Here is a 23,022-nt window from a genome sequence, read left to right on the forward strand (position 1 = left end):
TTGGTGCCGGTTACTTCTGGGAATCCGGTCCGCCGGAACCGTTGGAGGTTCCGCCGCCGCCGGACACCGATCCGGCGTGCGCCGCGATCTTGTCGAAGAAGCCGTATTCCAGCGCTTCGGTGGCGGTGAACCACTTGTCACGGTCGTTGTCCTTGAGGATGGTCTCCACCGTCTGGCCGGTCTGCTCTGCGGTCAGTTCGGCCATGACCTTCTTCATGTGCAGGATCAACTCGGCCTGGATCTTGATGTCCGAGGCCGTGCCGCCGATGCCGCCGGAAGGCTGGTGCATGAGGACGCGGGCATTCGGGGTGGCGTAACGCTTGCCCTTCGTGCCCGAGGAGAGGAGGAACTGGCCCATGGAAGCGGCGAGGCCGGTGGCCACGGTAACGACGTCGTTAGGGATGAACTGCATGGTGTCGTAAATGGCCATGCCGGCGGTTACGGAGCCGCCCGGGGAGTTGATGTACAGGTAGATGTCCTTCTCCGGGTTTTCTGCGGAGAGGAGGAGCAACTGCGAGCAAATGGCGTTGGCGTTGTCATCCCGCACTTCGGAGCCCAGCCAGATGATCCGTTCCTTGAGGAGCCGGTTGTAGATGTAGTTGTCCTGGGCAGCGGGATCGACGGTCGCCATCCGGGGAGCCTCGTGGTGCTGTGACATGTGTACTTACCTCTCGCTGGTGACGGTGACATCACTGAAAATCTCTACTTGGACCCTAACCGGTTTCACCGGTGTTTTGTTCGTGCACCGTGGGCTGTTCGCTGACGGCGCACGATCAGCGGAATCGCGCAGCCGCGGCCGGTTCCGGAAATGCGAACGGCCTCCGGATCAGGTGATCCGGAGGCCGTTCGTCTGCGCATGCAGCAGGCGTTCAGAAGGGGCTAGGCCTTGGCCTCTGCCTTTTCTTCTTCAGCGACGCCGGCTTCAACGGCGTCGGCGGCAGGAGCCTCTTCACCGGCAGGCCGGACGAAGTCGCTCAGGTCCACGGACTTGCCCGCGGTGTCGGTAACCTCGGCCTGGCCCAGAACGACGGCAAGCGCCTTCCGGCGGCGGACCTCGGAGACCATCATGGGAACCTGGCCGCTCTGGTCGATGATCTGGGCGAACTGGTTCGGGTCCATCCCGTACTGGCTGGCCGTGGTGACGATGTAGTCGATCAGCTCGCTCTGGCTGACGTTGACTTCTTCCTTCTCGGCGATGGCGTCGAGGATGATCTCGTTCTGGAAGGCGCGGGCGGTGTTGGCGCGGACCTCTTCGCGGTGCTCCTCGGTGTCGTGCTCGCCTTCACCGTGGCCGTTGCCCTCCTTGAAGTGGGCTTCGAGCTGCTCTTCGACCACCGAGTCCGGCACGGGAACCTCAACGAGCTCGACAAGCTTGTCCAGGACCTTGTCGCGGGCCTCGACGCCCTGCTCGACAACCTTGGAGTCGGCCGCCTGCTTGGCGAGGTCTGCGCGCAGTTCCTCGAGGGTGTCGAACTCGGATGCCAGCTGGGCGAAGTCGTCGTTGGCCTCGGGGAGCTCGCGCTCCTTGACGGCCTTCACTAGAACCTTGACCTGGGCGTCCTGGCCGGCGTGCTCGCCGCCCACCAGGGTGGTGTTGAAGATGGCGTCCTCGTCGGCGCTCAGGCCGGTCACGGCCTCGTCCAGGCCCTCGAGCATGGTGCCGGAGCCTACCTGGTAGGACAGGCCGGAGGCGGAGTCAACTTCGTTGCCGTCGATGGAGGCGGTGATGTCGATGGTCAGGAAGTCACCGTCGGCCACGGGACGCTCCACGGACTTCAGCGTGCCGAAGCGGCCGCGCAGTTCGTCCAGGGCCTTGGTCACGTCGTCGTCGGAGGACTCCGCGGCAGCGACCTCGACCTTGATGCCGGCGTAGTCCGGCAGTTCGATCTCGGGACGGACGTCAACCTCGGCAGCGAACTTCAGGCCGCCGTCAGTAGCGGAGGGGTCCGGTACCTCGGTGATCTCCACCTCGGGGCGGCTCAGCGGGCGGATGCCGGATTCCTGCACGGCAGCCTGGTACCAGCCGTTGAGGCCTTCGTTGATGGCCGTCTCCAGGACGTAGCCGCGGCCCACGCGCTGGTCGATGAGCTTGGCAGGGACCTTGCCCTTACGGAACCCAGGGACCTGGATCTGCGAGGCAACAGTCTTGTAGGCCGAGTCGATGCTGGGCTTCAATTCCTCAAAGGGGACCTCAACATTGAGCTTGACCCGCGTGGGGGTGAGGTTCTCGACAGCGCTCTTCACGGTCTAAGTACTCCTGGGATTGTTGGATGGGTTTCTGCAAACGCAACGTTTTGTCCGGCCGAGTGGTCCGGGCAGCAGAGTCGGGGTGACAGGATTTGAACCTGCGACTTCCTGCTCCCAAAGCAGGCGCTCTAGCCAAGCTGAGCTACACCCCGTTAATGCACAGGCAAGTCTACGGTCTCCGGCGCGGGGATTGCACATTTGACACGTGGGGCATGAATTAGGTTTAGTTATATCCGGCTTGGACAGCCACCCCGGAGTTACCGGCCCCGGGGACGTAGCTTAATGGTAAAGCCTCAGTCTTCCAAACTGATTACGCGGGTTCGATTCCCGTCGTCCCCTCCAAAGAAATGCACCCCCAGTCTCCGGACCGGGGGTGCTTTTTTGTGGCCGGGCTACGCCTGGCAGGACGGACACCAGTAGAGCTTGCGCCCCGCCAGTTCGGCCAGCAGCACCGTGGTACGGCACACGCGGCACGGAAGCCCTTCCCGTTTGTAGACAAAGTGCGCGTCGGCGCCGGAGGGGTATTCCGCGGACTTCAGCGCCTGCCGCTGACCGGGGTCCACGCCGGGCCCGCTCCAGTAACGGGCCGGGGTGGTAATGATCCGGCCGTCCTCCACGCCGTCGTTCATCAGGACAGACACTTCCCGCCACAGCCGCCGCGCTGCGGCGGCCTCCACGGCGGAACCGGGCAGCCACGGGTCCAGCCGGCGCCGGAAGAGCACCTCCGCCCGGTACACGTTGCCCACGCCGGCGATGACGGCCTGGTCCATCAGTAGAGCGGCCAGGGGCGTCTTGCGGCCGCGCAGCCGTGCCTCGAACCGGCCGGCGTCGCCGCGGAGGTTCCGCAGCGGGTCGGGACCCAGCCGTGCGGACACTGCTTCAGCCTCCGCAGCAGTAATGGCGGCACAGGTCGTGGCGCCACGAAGGTCGGCCCAGCCGTGGGCACTGGCAAGGCGGACCCGGACGGCCCCCACCGGAGGCGGCGGACCCGCATAGGAGCCGCCGGCGTCGTACGCTTCCGCGGGAGTCTCCCGCTCCCCCACCCGGCGGGGCGCACCAATGCTGGACGCGCCGGCGAAGGAACTGTCGCCGCCGAAGCTCCACGCGCCGTAGAGCCCGAGGTGCACGTGCAGCACCAGGCCGTGGTCGAAGCGCAGGAACAGGTGCTTGCCGTGGGCATCGGCAGAGACCAGGGTGTGTCCGTCAAGCAGAGCGGCACCCGCGGCGAACCGGCCCTGCGGGCTGGACACCGCGAGCTGCCGGCCGCCGAAAACATCATCAAACTGCCGGGCCAGGCGCCGGACCGAGTGCCCTTCCGGCACTACTCGATGACCTCGCCGGTGGCCTCGTAGGCCGCGATCTTGCCGATGCGCCGCACGTGGCGTTCGTCGTTGCTGAACGGCTCGGCAAGGAAGGCCTCGATCAGCGCGGTGGCCTCGTCAACCGTGTGCTGGCGTCCGCCGACGGCCACGACGTTGGCGTCGTTATGCTCGCGGGCCAGGACGGCCGTGGAGTGGTTCCAGGCCAGGGCGGCGCGGATTCCTTTGACCTTGTTCGCGGCGATTTGCTCGCCGTTGCCGGAACCGCCCAGCACAATGCCAAGCGCGTGGACGCCGGCCTGCTGGTCCGCCACGACGGCGAGCGCCGCGTTGATGCAGAAGGACGGGTAGTCGTCCTGGGCGTCGTATTCCTTGGGTCCGTGGTCCACAACGTCGTAACCCTTGGCGGTGAGGTGGCTGACCAGGTGGGCGCTGAGCTCCATTCCGGCGTGGTCGGTGGCGATGTGGACCCGCGGGAAGGCAGGGGCTGAAGTCACGAGCAGTATCCGTTCAGTGGTGGGCGCTGGGCCGGGCCGGCGGGCCTGGCCGGGGCAGGACAACAGGCATAAGGATACTAGGACCCGCCCGCAGCGGTGGCGTCCGAGGGGCCGCCTCCGCGCCGGGCCCGCGCCGCTACCCGGGTGAGGACTTCCGCCAGGCGCGCGGCACTGGCCGGGCTTCCGCCGCTGACCGCCACCTGCTGGCCGTCGTTCTTGCGGACGACGACGGCGGGACCGCTGCTGACGAGCATGGCTGCGGTTCCGTCGTGGTGCCGGTAGCCCCATCCGCCATAATCTGCGGCCTTGACGTCCGCGGCGCTGGCCGCGGAGATGGCCCCGGCCGGAACGACCATGACCGGGACGAGCCCGGCGAGGCGGACCTTCAGCCCGCGGCGGTCCGCCGTTACGCGGGCGAAGAGGAACGCGGCGCCCATCACTGCGAGCAGGACCAGCAGCAGGCCCAGCCAGGGCACGGCGATGGCAATGAGTGCGGCCGGGAACAGGGATGCCACGGCGATCATCACGAACACTGAGCTCCGCGCATGGACCCACAGCCGGATGTTGTCCCGCACCAGGTCCGGATCCAGTTCGCGGGCTACGGCGGCTTCCAGGGCCTGGTCGTCTTCCGGCGACCACTGCCGGTCCGCTTTGTAGACGAAGGCCATGACCACGCCCAGGGACAACGCCGCACCCGATCCGAGGGCGAGGACGGTCAGGTCAACCCGGGACTGGCGTGCGTCCGCAAGCCCCGCCTGGCCCACGAGGCCCGCGGCAAGGACGCTGGTGATGAAGAGGGTGAGGAAGAGTCCGGTTCCCATCATGATCCGGCGCATCACCACGGGCCTGCCCAGCGGCACCGCCTGCATCAGGCCCAGCCATCCAACCACGATGATCAGGGCTGCGCCGATGCCCACGTAGGCACCGAACGGGGCGAAGGAGGCGCCGCCGTCGTCCGTCCAGCGGATGGCCAGCGGGTCGGGCAGGTCAGGGCGCAGCAGCGAGGCGCACACGGCGAACCCGGCTGCCAGGACAACGGGAAATCCCAGCGCGAAGCGCAGCGCCCTGGCGTCCACGGAATCCAGAAACTTTGCCATACCTTAACGCTACTCCGGCTCTGCCTGCCCGGCCGGTCCGGGCAGAGGACTGGCGGGGCAACTTAACTGTCAGCCGGGGATGCAAGAATGAACGAAGCCGGCGCTGGAGCCGCCAGCCGGTCACCGCAACTTCTCTGGAGGACCCCTTGCCAGGCATCAATCTGACGCGCGACGAAGCCCGCGAACGGGCACAACTGATTACCGTCGATTCCTACGAAGTGGACCTTGACCTGACGCGCGGCAGCGAAGTCTTCGGAAGCACCACCACTGTGAAGTTCGGGGCCAGGGCGGGTTCCTCCACCTTCATTGATGCCATCACGGCGGCCGTCCACAGTGTCACGCTGAACGGCCGCACGCTGGATCCTGCAGCCGTGTCCGACGGGGTGCGCATCCAGCTCCCGGAGCTGGCGGAACAGAACGAACTGACCGTGGTGGCGGACGCGCCGTACATGAACACGGGTGAAGGACTGCACCGCTTCGTGGACCCCGTGGACGACGAGGTCTACCTGTACACGCAGTTCGAGGTGCCGGACTCGCGCCGGATGTTCGCGGTGTTCGAGCAGCCCGACCTCAAGGCCACGTTCACCTTCACCGTCACGGCGCCGTCGCACTGGGACGTGGTGTCCAATTCCCCCACCCCGGCGCCCGTGGAAACTTCGCAGGACCACGACGGCGGCGCCCGCTCGGTCTGGGCGTTTGCGCCCACCCCCCGCCTGTCCTCCTACGTCACGGCGCTGATCGCCGGGCCATACCAGTCGGTGCGCAGCGAGGTCACCAGCTCGGACGGCCGGGTGGTTCCGCTGGGCGTCTTCGCCCGCAAATCCCTGATGCGGTACCTGGACGCTGAGAACATCTTCGAACTCACCCGGCAGGGGTTCGGGTTTTTCGAGGCGCAGTTCGGCTGCCCGTACCCGTTCGAGAAGTACGACCAGCTGTTCGTACCGGAGTTCAACGCAGGCGCCATGGAAAACGCCGGTGCCGTGACCATCCTGGAGGGCTATGTCTTCCGCAGCAAGGTGACGGACGCCCAGGTTGAACGCCGCGCCATCACGGTGCTGCACGAACTCGCGCACATGTGGTTCGGGGACCTGGTGACCATGCGGTGGTGGAACGACCTGTGGCTGAACGAGTCTTTCGCCGAGTACATGTCGCACCTGGCAGCCGTGGAGAACACCTCTTTCACCGGTGCGTGGACCACGTTCGCGTCGGTGGAGAAGTCCTGGGCCTACAGGCAGGACCAGCTGCCCACCACGCACCCGATCTTCGCCGAGATCAAGGACCTTCAGGACGTTGAGGTCAACTTTGACGGCATCACCTATGCCAAGGGTGCCTCGGTGCTGCGGCAACTCGTGGCCTGGGTTGGTCCGGAGCAGTTCATGGCAGGTGTCCGCGAATACTTTGCCAAGCACTCCTGGCAAAACACCGAGCTGCGGGACCTGATGGTGGAGCTGGAGAAGGCCAGCGGCCGGGACCTGGACAGCTGGGGCCGGCAGTGGCTGGAAACCGCCGGGGTGAACACGCTGGCCCCCGAGCTGGAAGTGGGCGCCGACGGCACGATCCGCACGTTCAGCATTGTGCAGACAGCGGTGCCGGAGTGGCCCACGCTCCGCCCGCACCGGCTCGCCGTGGGTTTCTACAACCTGGACGGCGCCGGCAAGCTGCAGCGGGTCCACCGGGAGGAACTGGACGTGGACGGGGAGCGCACGCAGGTGCCGGCCCTGGTCGGGCTGCAGCGCCCGGACCTGGTGCTGGTCAACGATGATGACCTCGCCTACGCCAAGGTGCGGCTGGACCCAATATCGCTGGCCACCGCCACCGCGCACCTGAAGGATTTCGCCGGCAGCCTGCCGCGGACCCTGGTGTGGAACTCCGCCTGGGACGCCGCGCGCGACGGCGAAAGTCCGGCCCGGGGCTACGTGGAGCTGGTGCTGGCCAACGTGGCGGCCGAGACCGACTCCTCCGTCATCCTGGTGCAGTTGCGGCAGCTGGCCACCACGCTGAACTTCTACGTGGCAGAGGAATACCGCGAGGCCACGGCGGTGGCCACTGCGGACCGGTTGTGGGAGCTCGCTTCCGGCGTGCCGGGCGGGTCCGACGCGCAGCTGCAGTTCGTCAAGGCTTTCGCGCTGCACGCCCGCACCGACTCCCAGCTGTCCAGGGTCGCGGGCCTGCTGGACGGCACTGCGGGCCTGGCCGGACTGACCGTGGACCAGGACCTGCGCTGGGAACTGCTGGCCTCCCTGGTGGCCGGCGGCCGGATGGGCCAGGACGGGATTGACGCGGAGCTGGCGAAGGACAACACGGCCAGCGGCCAGAATGCGGCCGCGCTCGCCAAGGCGGCGATCCCCACACCGGAGGCGAAGGCTGCGGCATGGGATTCGATCGTGGTCAAGGGCGAGCTGTCCAACGCGCTGCAGGGCTCCGCGGTGGCCGGGTTCATGCGCGTCCTGGACCGGACACTGCTGGAACCGTACGCGGAGAAGTATTTCGACGCGGTGCCGGGAATCGTCGAAACCCGCACGCACGCGCTCGCCCAGCAGATCGTCGTCGGGCTTTACCCGGCGCTGCTGACCACGCAGGAGACCGTGGACCGGACGGACGGTTTCATCGCCGCCCTGCCCCCTGCCAGCGCGGCACTGCGTCGCATGATGCTGGAAAACCGCGACGGCGTGGCGCGCGCCCTGCGCGCCCGGGCCACTGACGCCGAAGCCGGCCCGGACGCTGAGGGGGCGGGCCGGTGAATCTCGAGGAGCACCATTACGCACTGGAAGTCCGGTGGACGGGGAACCTTGGTGCGGGAACGTCGTCGTACCGCGGCTATTCGCGGGATCACGACATCGCCATCCCGGGGCTGCCCGTGATCAAGGGTTCTGCGGACCCCACGTTCCACGGCGACCGGGAGCGGTACAACCCTGAACAGCTGCTGCTGGCGGCCCTGGCGCAGTGCCACATGCTCTCCTACCTGCACGTGGCAGTCAGGCATGGCGTGGTGGTTACGGATTACCGCGACCCGGCCACCGGCCTGCTGCGACTGAATCGTGACGGCAGCGGGCAGTTCGAGCGGGTTATCCTGCGGCCGCAGGTCACTGTGGCGGAGGCCGGGCAGATCGACCTGGCGCAGCGGCTGCACCGCGAGGCCAACGCGGTCTGCTTCATTGCCCGGAGCGTGAATTTTCCGGTGGAGCACCAGCCGGTGACCTCGGCCGGTTGAGCGGAGCGGCGGTCGCGGGGCTAGGGTTGAAAATGAATGTAGCCGATCCCCAAGGAGTCCCTGCCGCTTATGGTCAGCATGTTGTCAGCCCTTCCGCCGGTCGCCGCCGATCCGGACGGGGTCAGCGTTCCGGGTGTTGCGATCAGCCTTGGCGTGGGCGTTGCCGTATGGCTGCTTGCCACGTACGTCATCTCCCGCATCACCAAGCGGGTGGCAGCCGGCAGCAGCCTGTTCAAGCGTCCCACCTTCAAGTGGGCTGCCCCGGCGTTCCGGGCACTGGATCATGAGCGCAGGGTCCAGCGCGCCGAGACGATCGGCTCGCTCCTGAACAGCATCGTGGGCGTCCTGGTGGTGGTGATCACGGGCATGTACGTACTGCAGAACCTGGACATCAACATCGCTCCCCTGCTGACCAGCGTCGGCATCCTGGGTATCGCCATGGGCTTCGGCGCCCAGCAGCTGATCCGGGATTTCCTGGCCGGCATCTTTATCACCATCGAGGACCAGTTCGGTATCGGCGACGTGATCGAGACCAGCGAGGTGGTGGGCGTGGTGGAATCCATGGGCCTGCGCATCACCCGCGTCCGGTCCGACGACGGCGCCATTTGGTACCTGCGCAATGGTGAGATCCTGCGGGTGGGAAACCGTTCGCAGGGAAACTATGTTCCCCTGCATGAGGGCCCGGACGGAACCACGGATCAGGGCAGCGCGAAGACTGACAATGACAAGACCGACCAGAAAGCCGGCGACTAGCCATGACCATCACGCCTGAACCGCGCCAGCCCCGCCAACTGATGCAAAACGATCCGTTCAGCCAGCCCGGCTACACGGACAACTTCTACGACGCCGTGGGCGGCCACGAAACGTTCGTGAAGCTCATCGACGTCTTTTACGACGGGGTTGCCACCGACCCGCTGCTGCGTCCCATGTACCCGGAAGAGGACCTGGGCCCGGCCAAACGGCGGTTCCTCATGTTCCTCGAGCAGTACTGGGGCGGCCCCACCACGTACGGCGACGAACGCGGGCATCCGCGGCTGCGCATGCGGCACATGCCGTTCAGGGTCACGCCGGAGGCGAAGGACCGGTGGCTGTTCCACATGCGGGCCGCCGTTGAGGCGCTGCAACTGCCACCACTGTACGAAGGCACGTTGTGGGACTACATGGAGCGGGCGGCGCTGTCCATGGTGAACAGCCCGTCCGAGCAGTAGGCAGGGCCCGTCGGTTACGGCAGGCCGCTGCCGGTCCGGGCGAGGACATGTCCGCGGGGTCCCGTCAGCCGGAACCAGCGGCCGGAGCGGTAAAGCTCCTGTTCCCCGTCGCCGAGGAAGCCCAGGGCGAGGGCCGCGAACGCCGCGCCGGCCGGCAGGCCGGAGCCGTCCAACTCTTTTCCCCACACCGCTGCCCGGGCGTTGTTGACGATCAGCGTTCCCGGTTTGTCCGGCACGATTCCGGCGACCTCGCTCATGCCGGCCTCCGCCGCGCCGCGCAGGAAGGCATCGGTGAGGGTTTCTGCGTGCTCCCAGCCGCCGCGGGGCGCGCCCACGCCCGTCCAGGATTCGGTGACGGTCGACGGCGGTACCGGCAGTTCGACGTCGTCCGCTCCTACGCGGGCAAGACGGTCCAGGACGGCCGACAAGGGCACCGTCACGTCCGTGCCGGAGGGCTGCGCCAGGGCCATGGTGCGCAGGCCGAGGATGGTGGGGGTCGACTCACCCAGCAGGCGGGGCCGCAGCACGCAGACGTAGGCGGCAAGGACGGTACCGGCCCCCTGCAGCCGAATGGCGCCGTCGTCAATGGCTTTAGCGCGGGTGGCGAAGGTTTTCAGGTCGGCCAGGTCCCGGGGGTCTGCGAAGCGGAAAGAGCGGGTAAGAAGATCGGACACACTCAAACCCTACCGGCTGGGCCCCGGTTGAGCGGTCCTTGGGTGACGTCTAGAGTCAAGCCATGACTGAAGCCGAAACCGGACTGTTGGCCCCGCCCGACGGTGACCCCACTGCATCGCTGATCAAGCTCCTGGACCTCGGCGAACTGGAAGGTGCCCGGACAGACGAGGACATTTTTTTGGGCCCCTCGCAGCAGCAGCCCCACCATCGGGTGTTCGGCGGGCAGGTCCTGGCACAGTCCCTTGTGGCATCCATCCGCACCGTTGATCCGGACCGTTTCGTCCACTCCATGCACGGCTACTTCCTCCGTCCGGGTGACGCCAACAAGCCCATTACATTTGGCGTGCAGCGGCTGCGCGACGGGCGGTCATTTTCTGCACGCCGGGTCCACGCCTACCAGGACGGCGTGCCGATCCTGTCCATGATCGCTTCCTTCCAGGGGGACGACGAAGGCATTGAGCACGCCTCCACCATGCCGGCGGGGATTCCGGATCCGGAGTCGCTTCCGAGCACGGCGGACCTGCTGGGCAAGTTCGACCACCCGGTGGCACGGCACTGGGCCTTCGAACGGCCGTTCGACATCCGGCACGTCGATCCGCCGCTGTATGTATCGGCAAAGGGACCCAGGGAGCCGCGCAACGCGGTGTGGATGAAGACGTTCGGGCCGATGCCGGACGACACCAACCTGCACCGCGCAGCCCTGGCGTATGCGAGCGACTACACGCTGCTGGAGTCGATCCTGCGCCGGCACGGGCTCAGCTGGATCACGCCGGGCATGAATGTCGCGAGCCTGGACCATGCGATGTGGTGGCACCGGCCGGCACGGGTGGACGAATGGCTGCTGTATGTCCAGGAGTCGCCCAGCGCGCAGGGCGCCCGTGGCCTGGCTGCGGGCAAGATCTTCAACCGGGAGGGCGAGCACGTGGCGTCCGTGGCCCAGGAGGGCATGATCCGCGTGCCGACGGACTTCAAGAACAAGGTGGTGGGCGCCTTCCAGTCCAAGGTGGTGGAGCACCAGATCCGAAAGGCATCCCGGGACTAGCCGGCGCTGGCCTGGCCGGGCAAGGGAGAGGCCGGCGTCCGCGTGTGGTTTACACGTGGACGCCGGCCTTCCGTATGCCTGCTGGTGTCAGTCGCGGGTCAGGCGGCGGTGCGTAACGCGGTGCGGCTTGGCAGCATCCGGTCCCAGGCGGTCGACCTTGTTCTCTTCGTAGGACTCGAAGTTGCCCTCGAACCAGTACCACTTGGAGGGGTTTTCCTCGTCGCCTTCGTAGGCCAGGATGTGGGTGGCCACCCGGTCAAGGAACCAGCGGTCGTGCGACACGACAACGGCGCAGCCAGGGAATTCGAGCAGCGCGTTTTCCAGGCTGCTCAGGGTTTCGACGTCGAGGTCGTTGGTGGGTTCGTCGAGGAGCAGGAGGTTGCCGCCCTGCTTGAGGGTGAGGGCAAGGTTGAGGCGGTTGCGCTCACCACCGGAGAGCACACCCGCCTTCTTCTGCTGGTCCGGGCCCTTGAAGCCGAAGGCGGCAACATAGGCGCGCGAAGGCATTTCGACATTGCCCACCTGGATGAAGTCCAGTCCATCCGACACAACTTCCCACAGGGTCTTGTTGGGGTCAATGCCGCCGCGGCTCTGGTCAGCGTACGAGATCTTGACCGAGTCGCCGATCTTGAGTTCTCCGCCGTCCAGGGGCTCCAGGCCCACGATGGTCTTGAACAGGGTGGACTTGCCCACGCCGTTGGGACCGATCACGCCGACGATGCCGTTGCGCGGGAGGCTGAAGGACAGCCCGTCAATCAGCACGCGGTCATCGAAGCCCTTCTGGAGGTTCTTGGCCTCCAGGACCAGGCCGCCCAGGCGCGGTCCCGGCGGGATCTGGATCTCTTCGAAGTCGAGCTTGCGGGTGCGGTCCGCCTCGGCGGCCATTTCCTCGTAGCGGGCCAGACGGGCCTTCGACTTGGTCTGGCGGCCCTTGGCGTTGGAGCGGACCCACTCCAGCTCCTCCGCAAGGCGCTTGGCCTGCTTGGCGTCCTTCTTCCCCTGGATTTCGAGGCGCGCACGCTTCTTTTCCAGGTACGTGGAGTAGTTGCCCTCGTACGGGTACAGGTGGCCGCGGTCCACCTCGGCGATCCATTCGGCCACGTGGTCCAGGAAGTACCGGTCGTGGGTGACCGCGAGGACAGCGCCTGCGTAGGTGGACAGGTGCTGTTCGAGCCACAGCACGCTTTCGGCGTCCAGGTGGTTGGTGGGTTCGTCGAGGAGCAGCAGGTCCGGCTTCTGCAGGAGCAGCTTGCACAGGGCCACGCGGCGCCGTTCACCACCGGAGAGGTTGGTCACGTCCGCATCCGCGGGCGGGCAGCGGAGGGCGTCCATGGCCTGTTCCAGCTGCGAGTCGAGGTCCCAGGCATCGGCGGCGTCGATGGCCTCCTGCAACTGGCCCATCTCTTCCAGGAGTGCGTCGTAGTCAGCGTCCGGGCTGGCCATTTCTTCGGAGATCTCGTTGAAGCGCTGGATCTTGCCGTAAATCTCGCCGACGCCTTCCTGGACGTTGCCCAGGACGGTCTTTTCCTCGTTCAGCGGGGGTTCCTGGAGCAGGATCCCGACGCTGTAGCCGGGGCTGAGCCGGGCCTCGCCGTTCGAGGGCGTGTCCAGTCCGGCCATGATCTTCAGGATGGTGGACTTACCGGCACCGTTCGGGCCCACGACGCCGATCTTGGCGCCCGGGAAGAAGGACATGCTTACGTCATCGAGAATGAGTTTTTCGCCAACGGCTTTGCGGGCCTTGGTCATTGTGTAGATAAATTCCGCCATGGTTCCAAATCTAGTGGGTTGGCGGTCATATCTCACATTCCGAACCTGCCGCTCAGGAACCCACGAAACACTTGCCGCTGGCCAGGACAGGCATCACGGTGACCGTCACGGCCCCTTCGCGGACCTGGCCGATCACGCAGTCCTTCCCCTGACGCACAGCGGCCTCGATCGACTCCGCCGCCAGGCCGGTGGGCGTGGTGCTTTCCGACACCTCAAGCGAGCGCGTATCAATGCCTGCCCCGGTGAGGGCATCACGGACCTGCGCCGTGGACGGTTTGGGCGCACCCGCGGCGAGCCTGCCCAGGACGTCGCTCACTTTGGTGCGTAATCCTGCAGCGGCAGCGGCCTTTCCAGTGGGGCCGGCCGTTGCAGTCCCTGTGGGTTCAGCGGCGGGAACCGTGATTTCCGCTCCCGGCGTACCGGCCTGGGCAGATGCCGAAGCCGCCGGCGAGCTGCCCGTGACCCGAGGATCCTGAGCGGCCCCGCTGCAGCCGGTGAGCACCAGGAGCGATGCCATGAACGCTGTCCCTGCCACCATTGCTGCCCTGCGGGGCCTTCCCCTCCTGCCACGCAGCAGGTGAAGGCCGGAAACACCCGGTGCAGGGTGGGCCGCACCGGGTGTCCGGCGGTCAGGCGATGTGGGCATGCTGTCATTGTGCCACGATGCCATGGCCGCTCGGCGGGCACCGGGTCATGGCAGCGCGGGCTCAGGCCGGCGCCGCCGTAAGCTCACCCGTGTTCGTGTCCAGCGACGAGAAGGCTCCGTCGCGTTCCTCGACTGTCAGTGTTTCGACGTCAAATTCACCCGGGTCTCCGCCGTTTCCTTCAACCCCGTCAAAGGCTTGGTCGGAGACCGGGGCTGAACCGGCGTCGTCCGTTCCTTCCTGGTCCACGAGCGAAAGAACGGGCCTGGTGGCGTTGCGGATGTAGTTGGCCGAGCCCCACTGCAGATCGTGGCCCACCGCGTCCGCGTCGATCTCGGTGGAGTGGTAGGTCCGGCCGTCCCGTTCCCAGCTGCGCAGCTTCAGCTTGCCGATCACAATGACGGGCTGGCCCTTGCGCACGCTGCAGGCCAGGTTCCCGGCAAGCTGGCGGTACCCCTGAACGTTGAACCAGTTCGTCTGCCCGTCCGCCCACGTGCCCGTCTCTTTGATGAAGCGGCGGGTAGTGGAGGCCAACCGGAAAGAGGCCGTGGGCACTCCCCCGGTGGTGGTGGAAGTCTTGACGTCCGTGGCCACGAAGCCACGGACCGTAATGAAGTCGCTCATCTCTTCGTCCTGTCTCAGATGGTGATGCCCGTTAGCAGGCACCACCAGCATGTCTCCGTGCGGGCGCCCGAAGGAGGGATGCCTTTGGCTATGTGCATAACCCGCCGGGTTCCGGCGGGTGTGGAGGACTGGTGTCCAAAGGTACAGCGGCTGATTCCCGCAGCACGCGGGGCAATGTAAACTTCTTGAGGCGCCCGGACTCAGCGTCCAGGGGTGCCCCGCCTCAGTAGCTCAGGGGATAGAGCAGCGGCCTTCTAATCCGCCGGTCGGGGGTTCGATTCCCTCCTGGGGCACCGTGTGATGTGGCGGGACATCCTTTACGGATTTGTCGGAACATCATTGACACCCCCGGTCTTCGGACCGGGGGTGTTTTGTTGTCCGGCCCCTTCCAAAGTCCGTCCTGTTTTCGACGCGCATCTTCATGGGCGCTGCGCATGTCCCCTGACGCACGCCATATATGGGCGTCGCCGGCGAGGATGCGCCTCGACCACAATTTTGCGCGTCGAAACCCGACGGCGCAGGACCAGGATCCGGGCGGTCAAGGCTTTCGGGCGCACTACATGGGCTGCTGTTCGGGTGGCGGGACCGGGATTCGACGGCCTTCAGGCCGGCATCGCGGTGACGGCGGGAACGAAGACTTCATGCTTCGACATCGCCCATCGTGCAGTTCACCGGAAAGCACCCCGGCCTTTGGACCGGGGTGCTTCGTTTTGCGCTTGCAGGCGGCCGGAACGGCTGGTGCGGCTGGTCAGATCACCGGGCGTTCAACGACGGGATCCCCGGTCTTGCGGAACAGGGTCCGTGTGCGGGGGTCCCAGAAGATCAGGTACAGGCCGAACAGCAGGCCCGTCAGCGCCGCAGCCACCCGCGCGAGGGCCAGCGCGATGCCGAGGTCCTCGGTCTGCAGGTACGGGAATACTTCCAGCTGGTCCGAGATGGCGTAGATCATGAAGAACGACACGACGAAGTAGAGCGCCTTGACCTGCCAGTCGTTGCGGATGCCGGTGACGGCGAACAGCGGAATGAGCCACACGACGTACCAGGCCTGGATGATTGGTGCCAGCACCACCACCGCGGCGAGTGCCAGGGTCAGCCGCCGCATCAGCCGGTCATGGTCGCCCCTGAAGATCTGCCAGGCAATGATGCCGAGGGCAAGGATCTTTCCGGCGCTGAATACCAGCCCGGAGAAGACGTCGTACTCCAGCCCAAACGCCCTTGCCAGCGAGCCCACCACCATGCCGGCCAGCCCCACGGGGGCGTACCAGATGGCGAGGCTGCCGGGCGCCGAAAGCCCGTTGATCCAGCCGAAGCCAAAGCCGTTGACCAGCGCCATCAGCACCAGAAGGCCCAGGCTCAGGGCGGCAGTCAGGCCCCAGAACCAGAACTTCCGCAGCCAGCCTGCTTCCTTGCCGGCCCACATCAGGCCAATGAAAGGCAGGAAGATGATCGTAATGGGCTTAACCGCAATGGACAGCGTGACCAGGACGATGCCCCGCACCACGCGCCGGGTGGCGGAGTAGTAAAGGCCCGCCAACGCCAGGCCGATCATCAGCGCATCGTTGTGCACGCTGGCGATGAAGTTGGTCAGGAAGAGCGGATTCGCAGCGGTCAGCCACAGGGCCCGGTGCGGGTTCACGCCATGCAGTTCCGCCAGCCGCGGCACATAGATGATGCAGAGCACCACACCCAACAGGGCAACCAGGCGGAACAGCATGATGCTGGCCTCCGGCTGGACGTTGGTCACCCACACCACGAACTGCTCGATCCACAGGAAAAGCTGGCCGTACGGGACGGGCGCCTCAGTCCACATCTTGTCAGCACCCAGCTGGAAATAGTTTGACAGCGCGGAGATCCCGTTTTCGTACGGGTTGAAGCCTTCCACCATCAGCCGGCCCTGGCCGATGTAGGCGTACACGTCCCGGCTGAACAGCGGGACGCTGAACATCATCGGAAGCCCCCAGGCCGCGACGGCCGCCAGCGTCGCCTTCCGCGCCGCAGGCCCCCATACGCGCACCTTCTGCCCCAGGCGCAGCCATGCCCGTACCAGCAGCATCCCGCCGGCGGCGAGCAGGATGATGGAGAGGGCCACCCCCAACGCTTCGGCGCGCATCCAGATGAACAGAGGCATCCGGCGCAGTTCGGAGACGGGTGCGAGCCAACCGACCCCAAGGGATCCGACCAGCATGAACATGGAACCCGCGAAGCCGGCGATCAGCGGCGAACGGGCACTGTCCATTTCGGCGCCCTCCGCAGGGACGGCCGCGTCAGCGGCCAGCTCTCCCGTCCCGGGCACAGGCGCCGTCATCTCAGGGTCGTCCAATCTTCTTGCGCGAAGAGGTGGTGTCTTGCGCGCAGCGGCCGGGCGCGGCGTCCCTCGTGGACCGCCGCGGCAGGTGGAACATGCGGCGGAATCATCCGCCGCGCGTCCCAAAATCCTAGCATCGGCGGTCCGCCGGGAGGTGTAAAGGTAGGCTGGTCGGGTGCCTATAACTAACGAACGAATCGTCTGGATCGACTGCGAAATGACCGGCCTGGACATCAAGAATGACGCCCTGATCGAGGTGGCCGCCCTGGTCACGGATTCGGAATTGAACATCCTGGGTGACGGCGTGGACGTTGTCATCAAGCCGGAAGACGCCGCCGTAGCGCAGATGGGCGATTTCGTCAGGGATATGCACACCAAGTCCGGCCTCCTGAAGGAACTGCCTCACGGCAAGACCATGGCGGAAGCGGAGGCACTCGTCATGGAGTACATCGCCGAGTGGGTGCCGGACCCCCGCAAGGCCCCGCTCGGCGGCAACTCGGTGGGAACGGACCGGGTATTCCTGTCCCGGGACATGCCGGCTGTGGTTGAGCACCTGCACTACCGGGTCATCGACGTCAGCACCATCAAGGAACTCTCGCGCCGCTGGTTCGCGCGCGCCTACTTCCAGTCACCTGCTAAGAAGGGCGGCCACCGCGCCCTGGGAGACATCAAGGATTCCATCGACGAGCTCCGGTACTACCGCGAGGCCGTCTTCGTTCCCGCGCCGGGCCCGGACAGCGCCACTGCCCAGCAGATCGCGCGCCGCATCACAGCGGGCGACCCGGAACTGCCGCAGGGGTAATCTGCGCCACGTTTCTACGAATTTTCGGGGAAAACGGGAAAAGTGGCCAAAACAGCACTCAACAGCAGGTAAGCTATTTGAGTTGCCTTTCCAGAGGGCCGGGAAGCCGGCCGTTATGCGGGCACATGGTGGGCGTAGCTCAGTTGGCAGAGCGCCTGGTTGTGGTCCAGGAGGTCGCGGGTTCAACCCCCGTCGCTCACCCTCACGGGAGGCCGTACCGGATATCCGGTACGGCCTCCTTTTTTGCGTAGCCCCCTGTACCGATTACCGGCCGTAGCGCGAAGGACGGACGCCATGACAGTTCTGCCGATCACTATCTGGGGAGAGCCCGTTCTCCACCGCCGGGCAGCCGAAGTTGAAGTGTTCGACGACGGGCTCCGCAGCCTCATCGCGGACATGTTCGAGACCAACGACGCCGCGAACGGCGTAGGCCTCGCCGCCCCCCAGATCGGCGTGGGTAAGCGGATCTTCGTCTACAAATACGCCAACGACGACGGCGTTCCCCCCACGGGCGTAGTGGTGAACCCCGTGCTGACGCTCTCCAAGATCTCCGGGGCGCTTCCTGATCCGGATGACGAGGAAGAGGGCTGCCTCTCCTTCCCGGGCGGCCACTACCCGCTGAAGCGGGCGGAGTGGGCGCGCGTGGAAGGATTCGACGGCTATGGCGAGCCGGTCCGGTTCGAAGCCACGGGCTGGTTTGCGCGGGTTATCCAGCACGAATACGACCATCTCGATGGCAAGCTCTATGTCAACCGGCTGATCGACCGCTACGCGCGAAAGGCGATGAAGCAGGCGAAGAAGAGCGGCTGGGGTGTTCCGGGGCTGACCTGGATGCCCGGCGTGGACCCGGACCCCTTCGGCCACTAGGTTCCACCGGCCTCACCGTGCGCGAATAGTCCCCTGGCCGGGGCAGGTTGCCAGAACCCTCTGCATGGCTTCCTTCTCGGCCGGGGTAACCCAGAGGCCGTAGGCGGCTTTGACCGATACCTGCCGGGCCACATAGTGGCAGCGGAACGCCTTGTTCCTGGGCAGCCAGGTTGCAGCGTCACCGGCCCCCTTTTGCTGGTTGGCGGCACCGTCCGCGGCCACCAGATTCACGGGATCGTTGGCAAAGTTCTGGCGTTGCCCTGCTGTAAGCTGCTGGGCGCCTTTCTGCCACGCATCCGACAGTGCCACCACATGGTCAATCTGAACTTCGCGGCTGGTGTCTGCGCCACGGCGGAAGTCGATGGTTTTCGCCGTATACGGATCCTGGAAGCGGCCAGCCGACACCCGGCACCCGGAACGTTCCATGAACTCAAGCTCTGCCAGGTCGCGCCGCAGGATGTCGTTGCGGGTATCGCAGCCGTTCCGGTCCGCGTCCAGCCATGCCTGGCCGAATGCTTCCCGCTGGTAGTTGGCCGCAGGGGCGCGTCCCTTGACCGGAAGCCCCTCGAGAACTGAAAGCGCGCTGGCGTCCGGCACCGGACGGACGGGCGCCACGGGCTTCATCCAAACGGGGTCGAACACGGGAGCTTCGGCGGGGCCGGCGCCCGTAGGCTCCGCCAATGCGAACTGGCCGTCGGTAAAAAACCACGCCAGTGCTGCCAGCGCCGAGACGACAGCCAGGGCCAGCAGTGCCCAGGCCTGACGGGAACGGCGGCGGGCACGGCGGTAGGCGGTCCAGCTGACGCTCATGGCGTCACCGCATTGCGATATACATCCTGCACCCGAAGAGCCTAGGGCACCGGTGCTCCCGCTCCGCAGATTTCCACAGTGTGGAGGACGAGTGAAGCGTCACATGGGACCGGTGGCCGCTACTGCTCGCGCATCACGCGACGCAAGTCTTCCTCGGCGATCGCCAGCAGGCCCTCAAGCTGGCGCACCCGCTCGTTGCCGACGTCGCCTGTTGCATGGGCTGCCCGCGCACCTTCGAGGAGGCGCACCGCTTCCTTGTGGTTGGCCTTGGCCACGTCAAGGGCATGTTCGAGGGTGGTTTCGTGCTGGACTGCCGTTTCCTTAGTCATGCCACCAGTGTGATCCGGTTTCCCGGCTGATTCCAGAGGATCAGGCGGGAAACCGGACGACCGTTGCTAGACCGAGATGGCTGCCAGCGCGGCAGCCGACTCCCTGGCCGGGAATGACGGCGGGTTAACCCCGGCCATTTCCTCCATGACCCGGACCACCTGGCAGCTGTAGCCGAACTCGTTGTCGTACCACACGTAGAGGACAAGGTTCTTGTCGTTGGAGATCGTGGCCAGCCCGTCCACGATGCCCGCACGCCGGGAACCGACGAAGTCCGTGGACACTACTTCCGGGGAGTCGATGTAGTCGATCTGCTTGCGCAGGTCCGAGTGCAGGGACATTTCGCGGAGGAAGTCGTTGACCTCGTCCTTGGTGGTGCCGTTCTCCAGGCTCAGGTTCAGGATGGCCAGGGAGACGTCCGGCGTGGGGACGCGGATGGAGCTGCCGGTCAGCTTGCCCAGGAGCTCGGGCAGCGCCTTCGCCACAGCCTTCGCGGCCCCGGTCTCGGTAATGACCATGTTCAGCGCGGCGGAGCGGCCGCGGCGGTCGCCCTTGTGGAAGTTGTCGATCAGGTTCTGGTCGTTGGTGAAGGAGTGCACAGTTTCCACGTGGCCGTGGACCACGCCGAACTTGTCATTGATGGCCTTCAGGACCGGGGTGATGGCGTTGGTGGTGCAGGACGCGGCGGAGACGATCCGGTCTGAGTCCAGGATGTCACCGTGATTGATGCCATGGACGATGTTCTTCAGCTCGCCCTTGCCCGGCGCCGTGAGCAGGACGCGGGCAACGCCCTTGCTCTGCAGGTGCTGGGACAGGCCTTCGCTGTCGCGCCAGCGGCCGGTGTTGTCCACTACCAGGGCGTCCTTGATGCCATACGCCGTGTAGTCGATGGTGGCGGGATCGTTCGAGTAGATGACCTGGATCTGGACGCCGTTGGCCGTGATGGTGTTGGCATCCTCGTCGATCCGGATGGTTCCTTCGAACGAGCCGTGGACGGAGTCGCGGCGCAGCAGGCTTGCGCGCTTGGAAAGGTCGTTGTCCGATCCGCGGCGCACCACGATGGCGCGCAGGCGAAGGCCGTGGCCGCCCCCGGCCTTCTCAACGAGGAGGCGGGCCAGGAGGCGCCCGATACGGCCGAAGCCGTAGAGCACGACGTCCGTGCTGGTGCGGTCGTCGCCGCCGCGCTTGCCCACAATCTCTGCCAGCTCGGCGCGGAGGAACTCCTCAAGGGTGGCACCGGCGCCTTCGTCCTTGAACTTCTGGTTCAGCCGGGCGATGTCAATGGCCGCCGCGCCCAGTTCCATGCCGGCGAGCGCGTTCAGCAGCGGGGCGGTCTCCTCCAGGCGCAGTTCGTCCTTGCTCATCCGGCGTGCGAAGCGGTGCGCCTTGAGGATGTTCATGGTGGACTTGTTGATCAGGCTCCGGCCGTGGATGCTCGTGACCACGTTGTTTTCGCGGTAAAGCCGCCCGATGACCGGGATCATGGCTTCGGCAAGGGCCTCCCGGCCCATCCACGTATCAAGACAAGAATCTGACGTCTGGCTCACAGAAATACCTTCCTCGGTTCAGCCGCATACGTCTTCGTACGCGGATGTCGGCCACCGGATGATGTCCAGGGGCACCGTGGCCTGCCGGGTTCGGCCCGCAGGCGCATGGGTCGCTGCAAAGAAAAACCGCCGGCTGCGAACGCAGCTCCGGCGGGAGAACTTCTACGTCCGGAATCCATTCTAGGTTGGCCGCCGCGCGCCGGGAGGCTCCGGACGCGTGAAATCACTCACACGCGCACAGGGGTTCAGTTGTGCATCGCCGAGTAGAGGTTGAGGCTGGCGGAGAAAACAACCCACGAAAAATAGGGCAACAGCAGCAGGCCCGCGGCTCCGCTGACGGGCCCGAAGCGGAGGATCAGGAAGGCCAGGGAGGCTGCCAGGGCAGTGATCAGGAGGAAGGCGGCCCACAAAGCGGGAGTGCCAAGGAGCGGGTACAACCCGAAGAATGCCAGCGGCCAAACGGCATTGAGTCCCAGCTGGGCACAGTAACCGGCCAGGGTGCTGCCGCGCAGGGCTCCCCGGCGCCAGACCAGCCAGGCGGCTATGGCCACCCCGGCGTAAAGGAGCATCCACATGGAACGGAACAGCCAGCCCGGGGGCATCCAGGGGGCCTGGGCTGAGGCGGCGAACCAGCTGCCGGCGGACCGGATGGGAACAGCGGCCAGGAACCATGTGGCGGCAGACAACGCGATGAACCCGGCGAGCGCGGGCAGGTCACGGGCCCGGCGGGGCGCGGGGGAAGTATCAGCAGGCACGGTTCAGATCCCCAACAGCGTTCCAGGTCAATCGACAGCGATCCAGGTCAAGCAAAAGCATGTGGATGGGACAGCCGATACGCCGGGTTCTGTACTCCCCCGCTGTTACCGGCGAAGGAGCGACGGCCATCCATCTACGGGTACCGTTGCCGGCACCCTCCAGCGGCCTACCCGGACACTCGGGCGGGCAGCCCTCAAACGTGTCCTGTCTGGCCTTGCTCCGGGTGGGGTTTACCTAGCCTTCCCGGTCACCCGGGAAGCTGGTGGTCTCTTACACCACCGTTTCACCCTTACCTGCGCTTGCCGTCCGGGGACGGCAAGGCGGGCGGTCTGTTCTCTGTGGCACTGGCCTGCGGGTTACCCCGAGTGGGCGTTACCCACCACCCTGCCCTGTGGAGCCCGGACGTTCCTCGAGCCACTTGCGTGACGCGCGGCCGCCTGGCTGTCCCATCCGCGTCCAGTCTACCGGCGCCTGTGCCTCTCCTGCCGCCGGTAGGATCGGACGGTGCTGATTCTGCTTCCCCCCTCTGAAGGCAAGACGCCGGCCCCCCGGGGCGCCGCGCTCGACTGGGACTCTCTCGCTTTCCCGGCCCTGAACGCCAGGCGGGCCGAAGTCCTCGAGGCACTGGGCACGGTCAGTGCGCACGAGGATGCCCTCGCCCTGCTGGGCGTGGGGGCATCCCTCCGCGACGACGTCGTACGCAATACACGGCTGCACGCCGAACCCGCGGCGCCGGCGCACCGGATCTATTCCGGCGTCCTCTACGACGCGCTGGGGTACGAAAGCATGAGTGCCGCCCAGCGGCGAAAGGCGGACGACGCCGTACTGGTCATTTCCGCGCTCTGGGGCGCCATCCGCTTCTGTGACAGCGTTCCCGCCTACCGGCTGTCAATGGGGACGGCACTGCCCGACGTCGGTCGCCTCGCCCCCTTCTGGAAGCCGCACCTGGCCGCTGCCCTCGCCCCGGTGGCGGAGGGGCAGCTGCTGGTCGATTGCCGCTCCAGCACCTACGCGGCCGCCTGGGCGCCGCCGCCGGAGCGGACCGCCGCCGTCAACGTCTTCACCGAAACCGGCGGGGTCCGCAAGGTGGTGAGCCACTTTGCCAAGCACACCCGCGGCGAACTGGCGCGGCATCTGCTGACCCGTCGGGGCAAGGCTCCCGCAACACCCCAGGCCCTCCTGAAGGCGGCGCAGGAAAAGTGGACGGCGGAACTGGTGCCCGGAACGGCCCGCAGGCCGCATGCACTGAATATCATCCTGCCGGGCTGAGAACA

22 protein-coding genes, 4 tRNA genes and 1 other RNA gene are annotated in these 23,022 nt (G+C 66.3%); 11 read left to right on the forward strand and 16 right to left on the reverse strand.

What is annotated here, in order from left to right:
- Nucleotides 1-10: 10 nt before the first annotated feature.
- From ACIQCM_RS02520 to ACIQCM_RS02530, 3 genes are all read right to left on the reverse strand, one after another.
- Complete coding sequence (locus ACIQCM_RS02520) at nt 11-631, reverse strand: ATP-dependent Clp protease proteolytic subunit (protein WP_400604269.1); 621 nt, start codon at nt 629-631, stop codon at nt 11-13.
- A gap of 248 nt (nt 632-879) precedes the next feature.
- Entirely contained in the window at nt 880-2,244 is a 1,365-nt protein-coding gene (gene tig, locus ACIQCM_RS02525) for a trigger factor (protein WP_400603445.1), read from the reverse strand.
- A gap of 80 nt (nt 2,245-2,324) precedes the next feature.
- Nucleotides 2,325-2,399 (reverse strand) — tRNA-Pro (locus tag ACIQCM_RS02530).
- A gap of 116 nt (nt 2,400-2,515) precedes the next feature.
- On the opposite strand from ACIQCM_RS02530, the gene ACIQCM_RS02535 reads away from it, so the two are divergent.
- Nucleotides 2,516-2,589, forward strand: a tRNA-Gly gene (locus tag ACIQCM_RS02535).
- A 50-nt stretch (nt 2,590-2,639) separates the two neighbouring features.
- Here the strand turns inward: ACIQCM_RS02535 and ACIQCM_RS02540 are convergent.
- The 3 genes from ACIQCM_RS02540 to ACIQCM_RS02550 all read right to left on the reverse strand — a co-directional run bounded on the left by ACIQCM_RS02540 (nt 2,640) and on the right by ACIQCM_RS02550 (nt 5,160).
- On the reverse strand, nt 2,640-3,569 hold the full coding sequence (locus tag ACIQCM_RS02540) for an Fpg/Nei family DNA glycosylase (RefSeq protein WP_400603444.1): 930 nt from the start codon (nt 3,567-3,569) through the stop codon (nt 2,640-2,642).
- On the reverse strand, nt 3,569-4,063 hold the full coding sequence (locus tag ACIQCM_RS02545; protein ID WP_400603443.1) for a ribose-5-phosphate isomerase: 495 nt from the start codon (nt 4,061-4,063) through the stop codon (nt 3,569-3,571). Before ACIQCM_RS02545 ends, ACIQCM_RS02540 begins: the two co-directional genes overlap by 1 nt.
- A gap of 77 nt (nt 4,064-4,140) precedes the next feature.
- Nucleotides 4,141-5,160, reverse strand: coding sequence for a hypothetical protein (locus ACIQCM_RS02550; RefSeq protein ID WP_400603442.1), 1,020 nt, complete (start codon nt 5,158-5,160; stop codon nt 4,141-4,143).
- Between the two features lie 146 nt (nt 5,161-5,306).
- Here ACIQCM_RS02550 and pepN point away from each other — a divergent pair, with 146 nt between their 5' ends.
- From pepN to ACIQCM_RS02570, 4 genes are all read left to right on the forward strand, one after another.
- The gene (pepN, locus tag ACIQCM_RS02555) at nt 5,307-7,901 is read left to right on the forward strand and encodes an aminopeptidase N (RefSeq protein ID WP_400603441.1); all 2,595 of its coding nucleotides are present in this window, start codon (nt 5,307-5,309) and stop codon (nt 7,899-7,901) included.
- Entirely contained in the window at nt 7,898-8,371 is a 474-nt protein-coding gene (locus tag ACIQCM_RS02560) for an OsmC family protein (protein WP_400603440.1), read from the forward strand. The genes pepN and ACIQCM_RS02560 overlap by 4 nt, the downstream gene beginning before the upstream one ends.
- Nucleotides 8,372-8,440: 69 nt before the next feature.
- Nucleotides 8,441-9,124 carry a mechanosensitive ion channel family protein gene (locus ACIQCM_RS02565; RefSeq protein WP_400603439.1) on the forward strand — a complete coding sequence of 228 codons (684 nt, stop codon included), beginning with the start codon at nt 8,441-8,443 and terminating at the stop codon, nt 9,122-9,124.
- A gap of 2 nt (nt 9,125-9,126) precedes the next feature.
- Nucleotides 9,127-9,579, forward strand: coding sequence for a globin (locus ACIQCM_RS02570; protein WP_400603438.1), 453 nt, complete (start codon nt 9,127-9,129; stop codon nt 9,577-9,579).
- A 14-nt stretch (nt 9,580-9,593) separates the two neighbouring features.
- Here the strand turns inward: ACIQCM_RS02570 and ACIQCM_RS02575 are convergent, their stop codons facing one another.
- Entirely contained in the window at nt 9,594-10,253 is a 660-nt protein-coding gene (locus tag ACIQCM_RS02575) for a hypothetical protein (RefSeq protein WP_400603437.1), read from the reverse strand.
- A gap of 62 nt (nt 10,254-10,315) precedes the next feature.
- On the opposite strand from ACIQCM_RS02575, the gene ACIQCM_RS02580 reads away from it, so the two are divergent.
- Nucleotides 10,316-11,296: an acyl-CoA thioesterase gene (locus ACIQCM_RS02580; RefSeq protein WP_400603436.1), complete on the forward strand. Its 981-nt coding sequence runs from the start codon at nt 10,316-10,318 to the stop codon at nt 11,294-11,296.
- An 87-nt stretch (nt 11,297-11,383) separates the two neighbouring features.
- On the opposite strand, the gene ettA is transcribed toward ACIQCM_RS02580, so the two are convergent.
- The 3 genes from ettA to ACIQCM_RS02595 form a co-directional block, all read right to left on the reverse strand.
- Nucleotides 11,384-13,066, reverse strand: coding sequence for an energy-dependent translational throttle protein EttA (gene ettA, locus ACIQCM_RS02585; RefSeq protein WP_400603435.1), 1,683 nt, complete (start codon nt 13,064-13,066; stop codon nt 11,384-11,386).
- 52 nt (nt 13,067-13,118) lie between these two features.
- Nucleotides 13,119-13,712 (reverse strand): DUF6993 domain-containing protein, encoded by a 594-nt coding sequence (locus ACIQCM_RS02590; RefSeq protein ID WP_400603434.1) that lies wholly within the window; start codon nt 13,710-13,712, stop codon nt 13,119-13,121.
- 61 nt (nt 13,713-13,773) lie between these two features.
- Nucleotides 13,774-14,334: a single-stranded DNA-binding protein gene (locus ACIQCM_RS02595; RefSeq protein WP_400603433.1), complete on the reverse strand. Its 561-nt coding sequence runs from the start codon at nt 14,332-14,334 to the stop codon at nt 13,774-13,776.
- A gap of 220 nt (nt 14,335-14,554) precedes the next feature.
- Between ACIQCM_RS02595 and ACIQCM_RS02600 the strand changes: the two genes are divergently transcribed.
- Nucleotides 14,555-14,627 (forward strand) — tRNA-Arg (locus ACIQCM_RS02600).
- A gap of 455 nt (nt 14,628-15,082) precedes the next feature.
- Here ACIQCM_RS02600 and mptB read toward each other — a convergent pair.
- Nucleotides 15,083-16,639 carry a polyprenol phosphomannose-dependent alpha 1,6 mannosyltransferase MptB gene (gene mptB, locus ACIQCM_RS02605; protein WP_400603432.1) on the reverse strand — a complete coding sequence of 519 codons (1,557 nt, stop codon included), beginning with the start codon at nt 16,637-16,639 and terminating at the stop codon, nt 15,083-15,085.
- 175 nt (nt 16,640-16,814) lie between these two features.
- Between mptB and orn the strand changes: the two genes are divergently transcribed.
- The 3 genes from orn to def all read left to right on the forward strand — a co-directional run bounded on the left by orn (nt 16,815) and on the right by def (nt 18,308).
- Nucleotides 16,815-17,441, forward strand: a complete 627-nt coding sequence (orn, locus tag ACIQCM_RS02610) for an oligoribonuclease (protein ID WP_400603431.1) — start codon at nt 16,815-16,817, stop codon at nt 17,439-17,441.
- Nucleotides 17,442-17,569: 128 nt separating this feature from the next.
- A tRNA-His gene (locus tag ACIQCM_RS02615) sits at nt 17,570-17,642 on the forward strand.
- Nucleotides 17,643-17,735: 93 nt separating this feature from the next.
- The gene (def, locus tag ACIQCM_RS02620) at nt 17,736-18,308 is read left to right on the forward strand and encodes a peptide deformylase (RefSeq protein WP_400603430.1); all 573 of its coding nucleotides are present in this window, start codon (nt 17,736-17,738) and stop codon (nt 18,306-18,308) included.
- Nucleotides 18,309-18,320: 12 nt separating this feature from the next.
- On the opposite strand, the gene ACIQCM_RS02625 is transcribed toward def, so the two are convergent.
- From ACIQCM_RS02625 to rnpB, 5 genes are all read right to left on the reverse strand, one after another.
- Nucleotides 18,321-19,118, reverse strand: coding sequence for an HNH endonuclease family protein (locus ACIQCM_RS02625; protein ID WP_400603429.1), 798 nt, complete (start codon nt 19,116-19,118; stop codon nt 18,321-18,323).
- Between the two features lie 119 nt (nt 19,119-19,237).
- Nucleotides 19,238-19,447 carry a hypothetical protein gene (locus ACIQCM_RS02630; protein WP_400603428.1) on the reverse strand — a complete coding sequence of 70 codons (210 nt, stop codon included), beginning with the start codon at nt 19,445-19,447 and terminating at the stop codon, nt 19,238-19,240.
- Between the two features lie 66 nt (nt 19,448-19,513).
- Nucleotides 19,514-20,992, reverse strand: coding sequence for a glyceraldehyde-3-phosphate dehydrogenase (locus ACIQCM_RS02635; protein WP_400603427.1), 1,479 nt, complete (start codon nt 20,990-20,992; stop codon nt 19,514-19,516).
- Nucleotides 20,993-21,237: 245 nt separating this feature from the next.
- On the reverse strand, nt 21,238-21,747 hold the full coding sequence (locus ACIQCM_RS02640; RefSeq protein WP_400603426.1) for a TspO/MBR family protein: 510 nt from the start codon (nt 21,745-21,747) through the stop codon (nt 21,238-21,240).
- 62 nt (nt 21,748-21,809) lie between these two features.
- An RNA gene (gene rnpB, locus ACIQCM_RS02645) (RNase P RNA component class A) lies at nt 21,810-22,197 on the reverse strand.
- Between the two features lie 55 nt (nt 22,198-22,252).
- Here rnpB and ACIQCM_RS02650 point away from each other — a divergent pair.
- Nucleotides 22,253-23,017, forward strand: coding sequence for a YaaA family protein (locus ACIQCM_RS02650; protein ID WP_400603425.1), 765 nt, complete (start codon nt 22,253-22,255; stop codon nt 23,015-23,017).
- Nucleotides 23,018-23,022 lie beyond the last annotated feature (5 nt).

Source organism: Pseudarthrobacter sp. NPDC092439 (assembly GCF_044754945.1).
In the GTDB taxonomy this organism is placed as follows: domain Bacteria; phylum Actinomycetota; class Actinomycetes; order Actinomycetales; family Micrococcaceae; genus Arthrobacter.

Bases quoted from the DNA above. Each gene is read 5' to 3' on its own strand.
- ACIQCM_RS02570 (WP_400603438.1), top strand. From the start codon at position 9,127: ATGACCATCACGCCTGAACCGCGCCAGCCCCGCCAACTGATGCAAAAC.
- ACIQCM_RS02595 (WP_400603433.1), bottom strand. From the start codon at position 14,334: ATGAGCGACTTCATTACGGTCCGTGGCTTCGTGGCCACGGACGTCAAG.
- def (WP_400603430.1), top strand. From the start codon at position 17,736: ATGACAGTTCTGCCGATCACTATCTGGGGAGAGCCCGTTCTCCACCGC.
- ACIQCM_RS02590 (WP_400603434.1), bottom strand. From the start codon at position 13,712: ATGCCCACATCGCCTGACCGCCGGACACCCGGTGCGGCCCACCCTGCA.
- ACIQCM_RS02630 (WP_400603428.1), bottom strand. From the start codon at position 19,447: ATGACTAAGGAAACGGCAGTCCAGCACGAAACCACCCTCGAACATGCC.
- ACIQCM_RS02565 (WP_400603439.1), top strand. From the start codon at position 8,441: ATGGTCAGCATGTTGTCAGCCCTTCCGCCGGTCGCCGCCGATCCGGAC.
- mptB (WP_400603432.1), bottom strand. From the start codon at position 16,639: ATGACGGCGCCTGTGCCCGGGACGGGAGAGCTGGCCGCTGACGCGGCC.
- ACIQCM_RS02625 (WP_400603429.1), bottom strand. From the start codon at position 19,118: ATGAGCGTCAGCTGGACCGCCTACCGCCGTGCCCGCCGCCGTTCCCGT.
- ACIQCM_RS02580 (WP_400603436.1), top strand. From the start codon at position 10,316: ATGACTGAAGCCGAAACCGGACTGTTGGCCCCGCCCGACGGTGACCCC.
- ettA (WP_400603435.1), bottom strand. From the start codon at position 13,066: ATGGCGGAATTTATCTACACAATGACCAAGGCCCGCAAAGCCGTTGGC.
- ACIQCM_RS02520 (WP_400604269.1), bottom strand. From the start codon at position 631: ATGGCGACCGTCGATCCCGCTGCCCAGGACAACTACATCTACAACCGG.
- ACIQCM_RS02550 (WP_400603442.1), bottom strand. From the start codon at position 5,160: ATGGCAAAGTTTCTGGATTCCGTGGACGCCAGGGCGCTGCGCTTCGCG.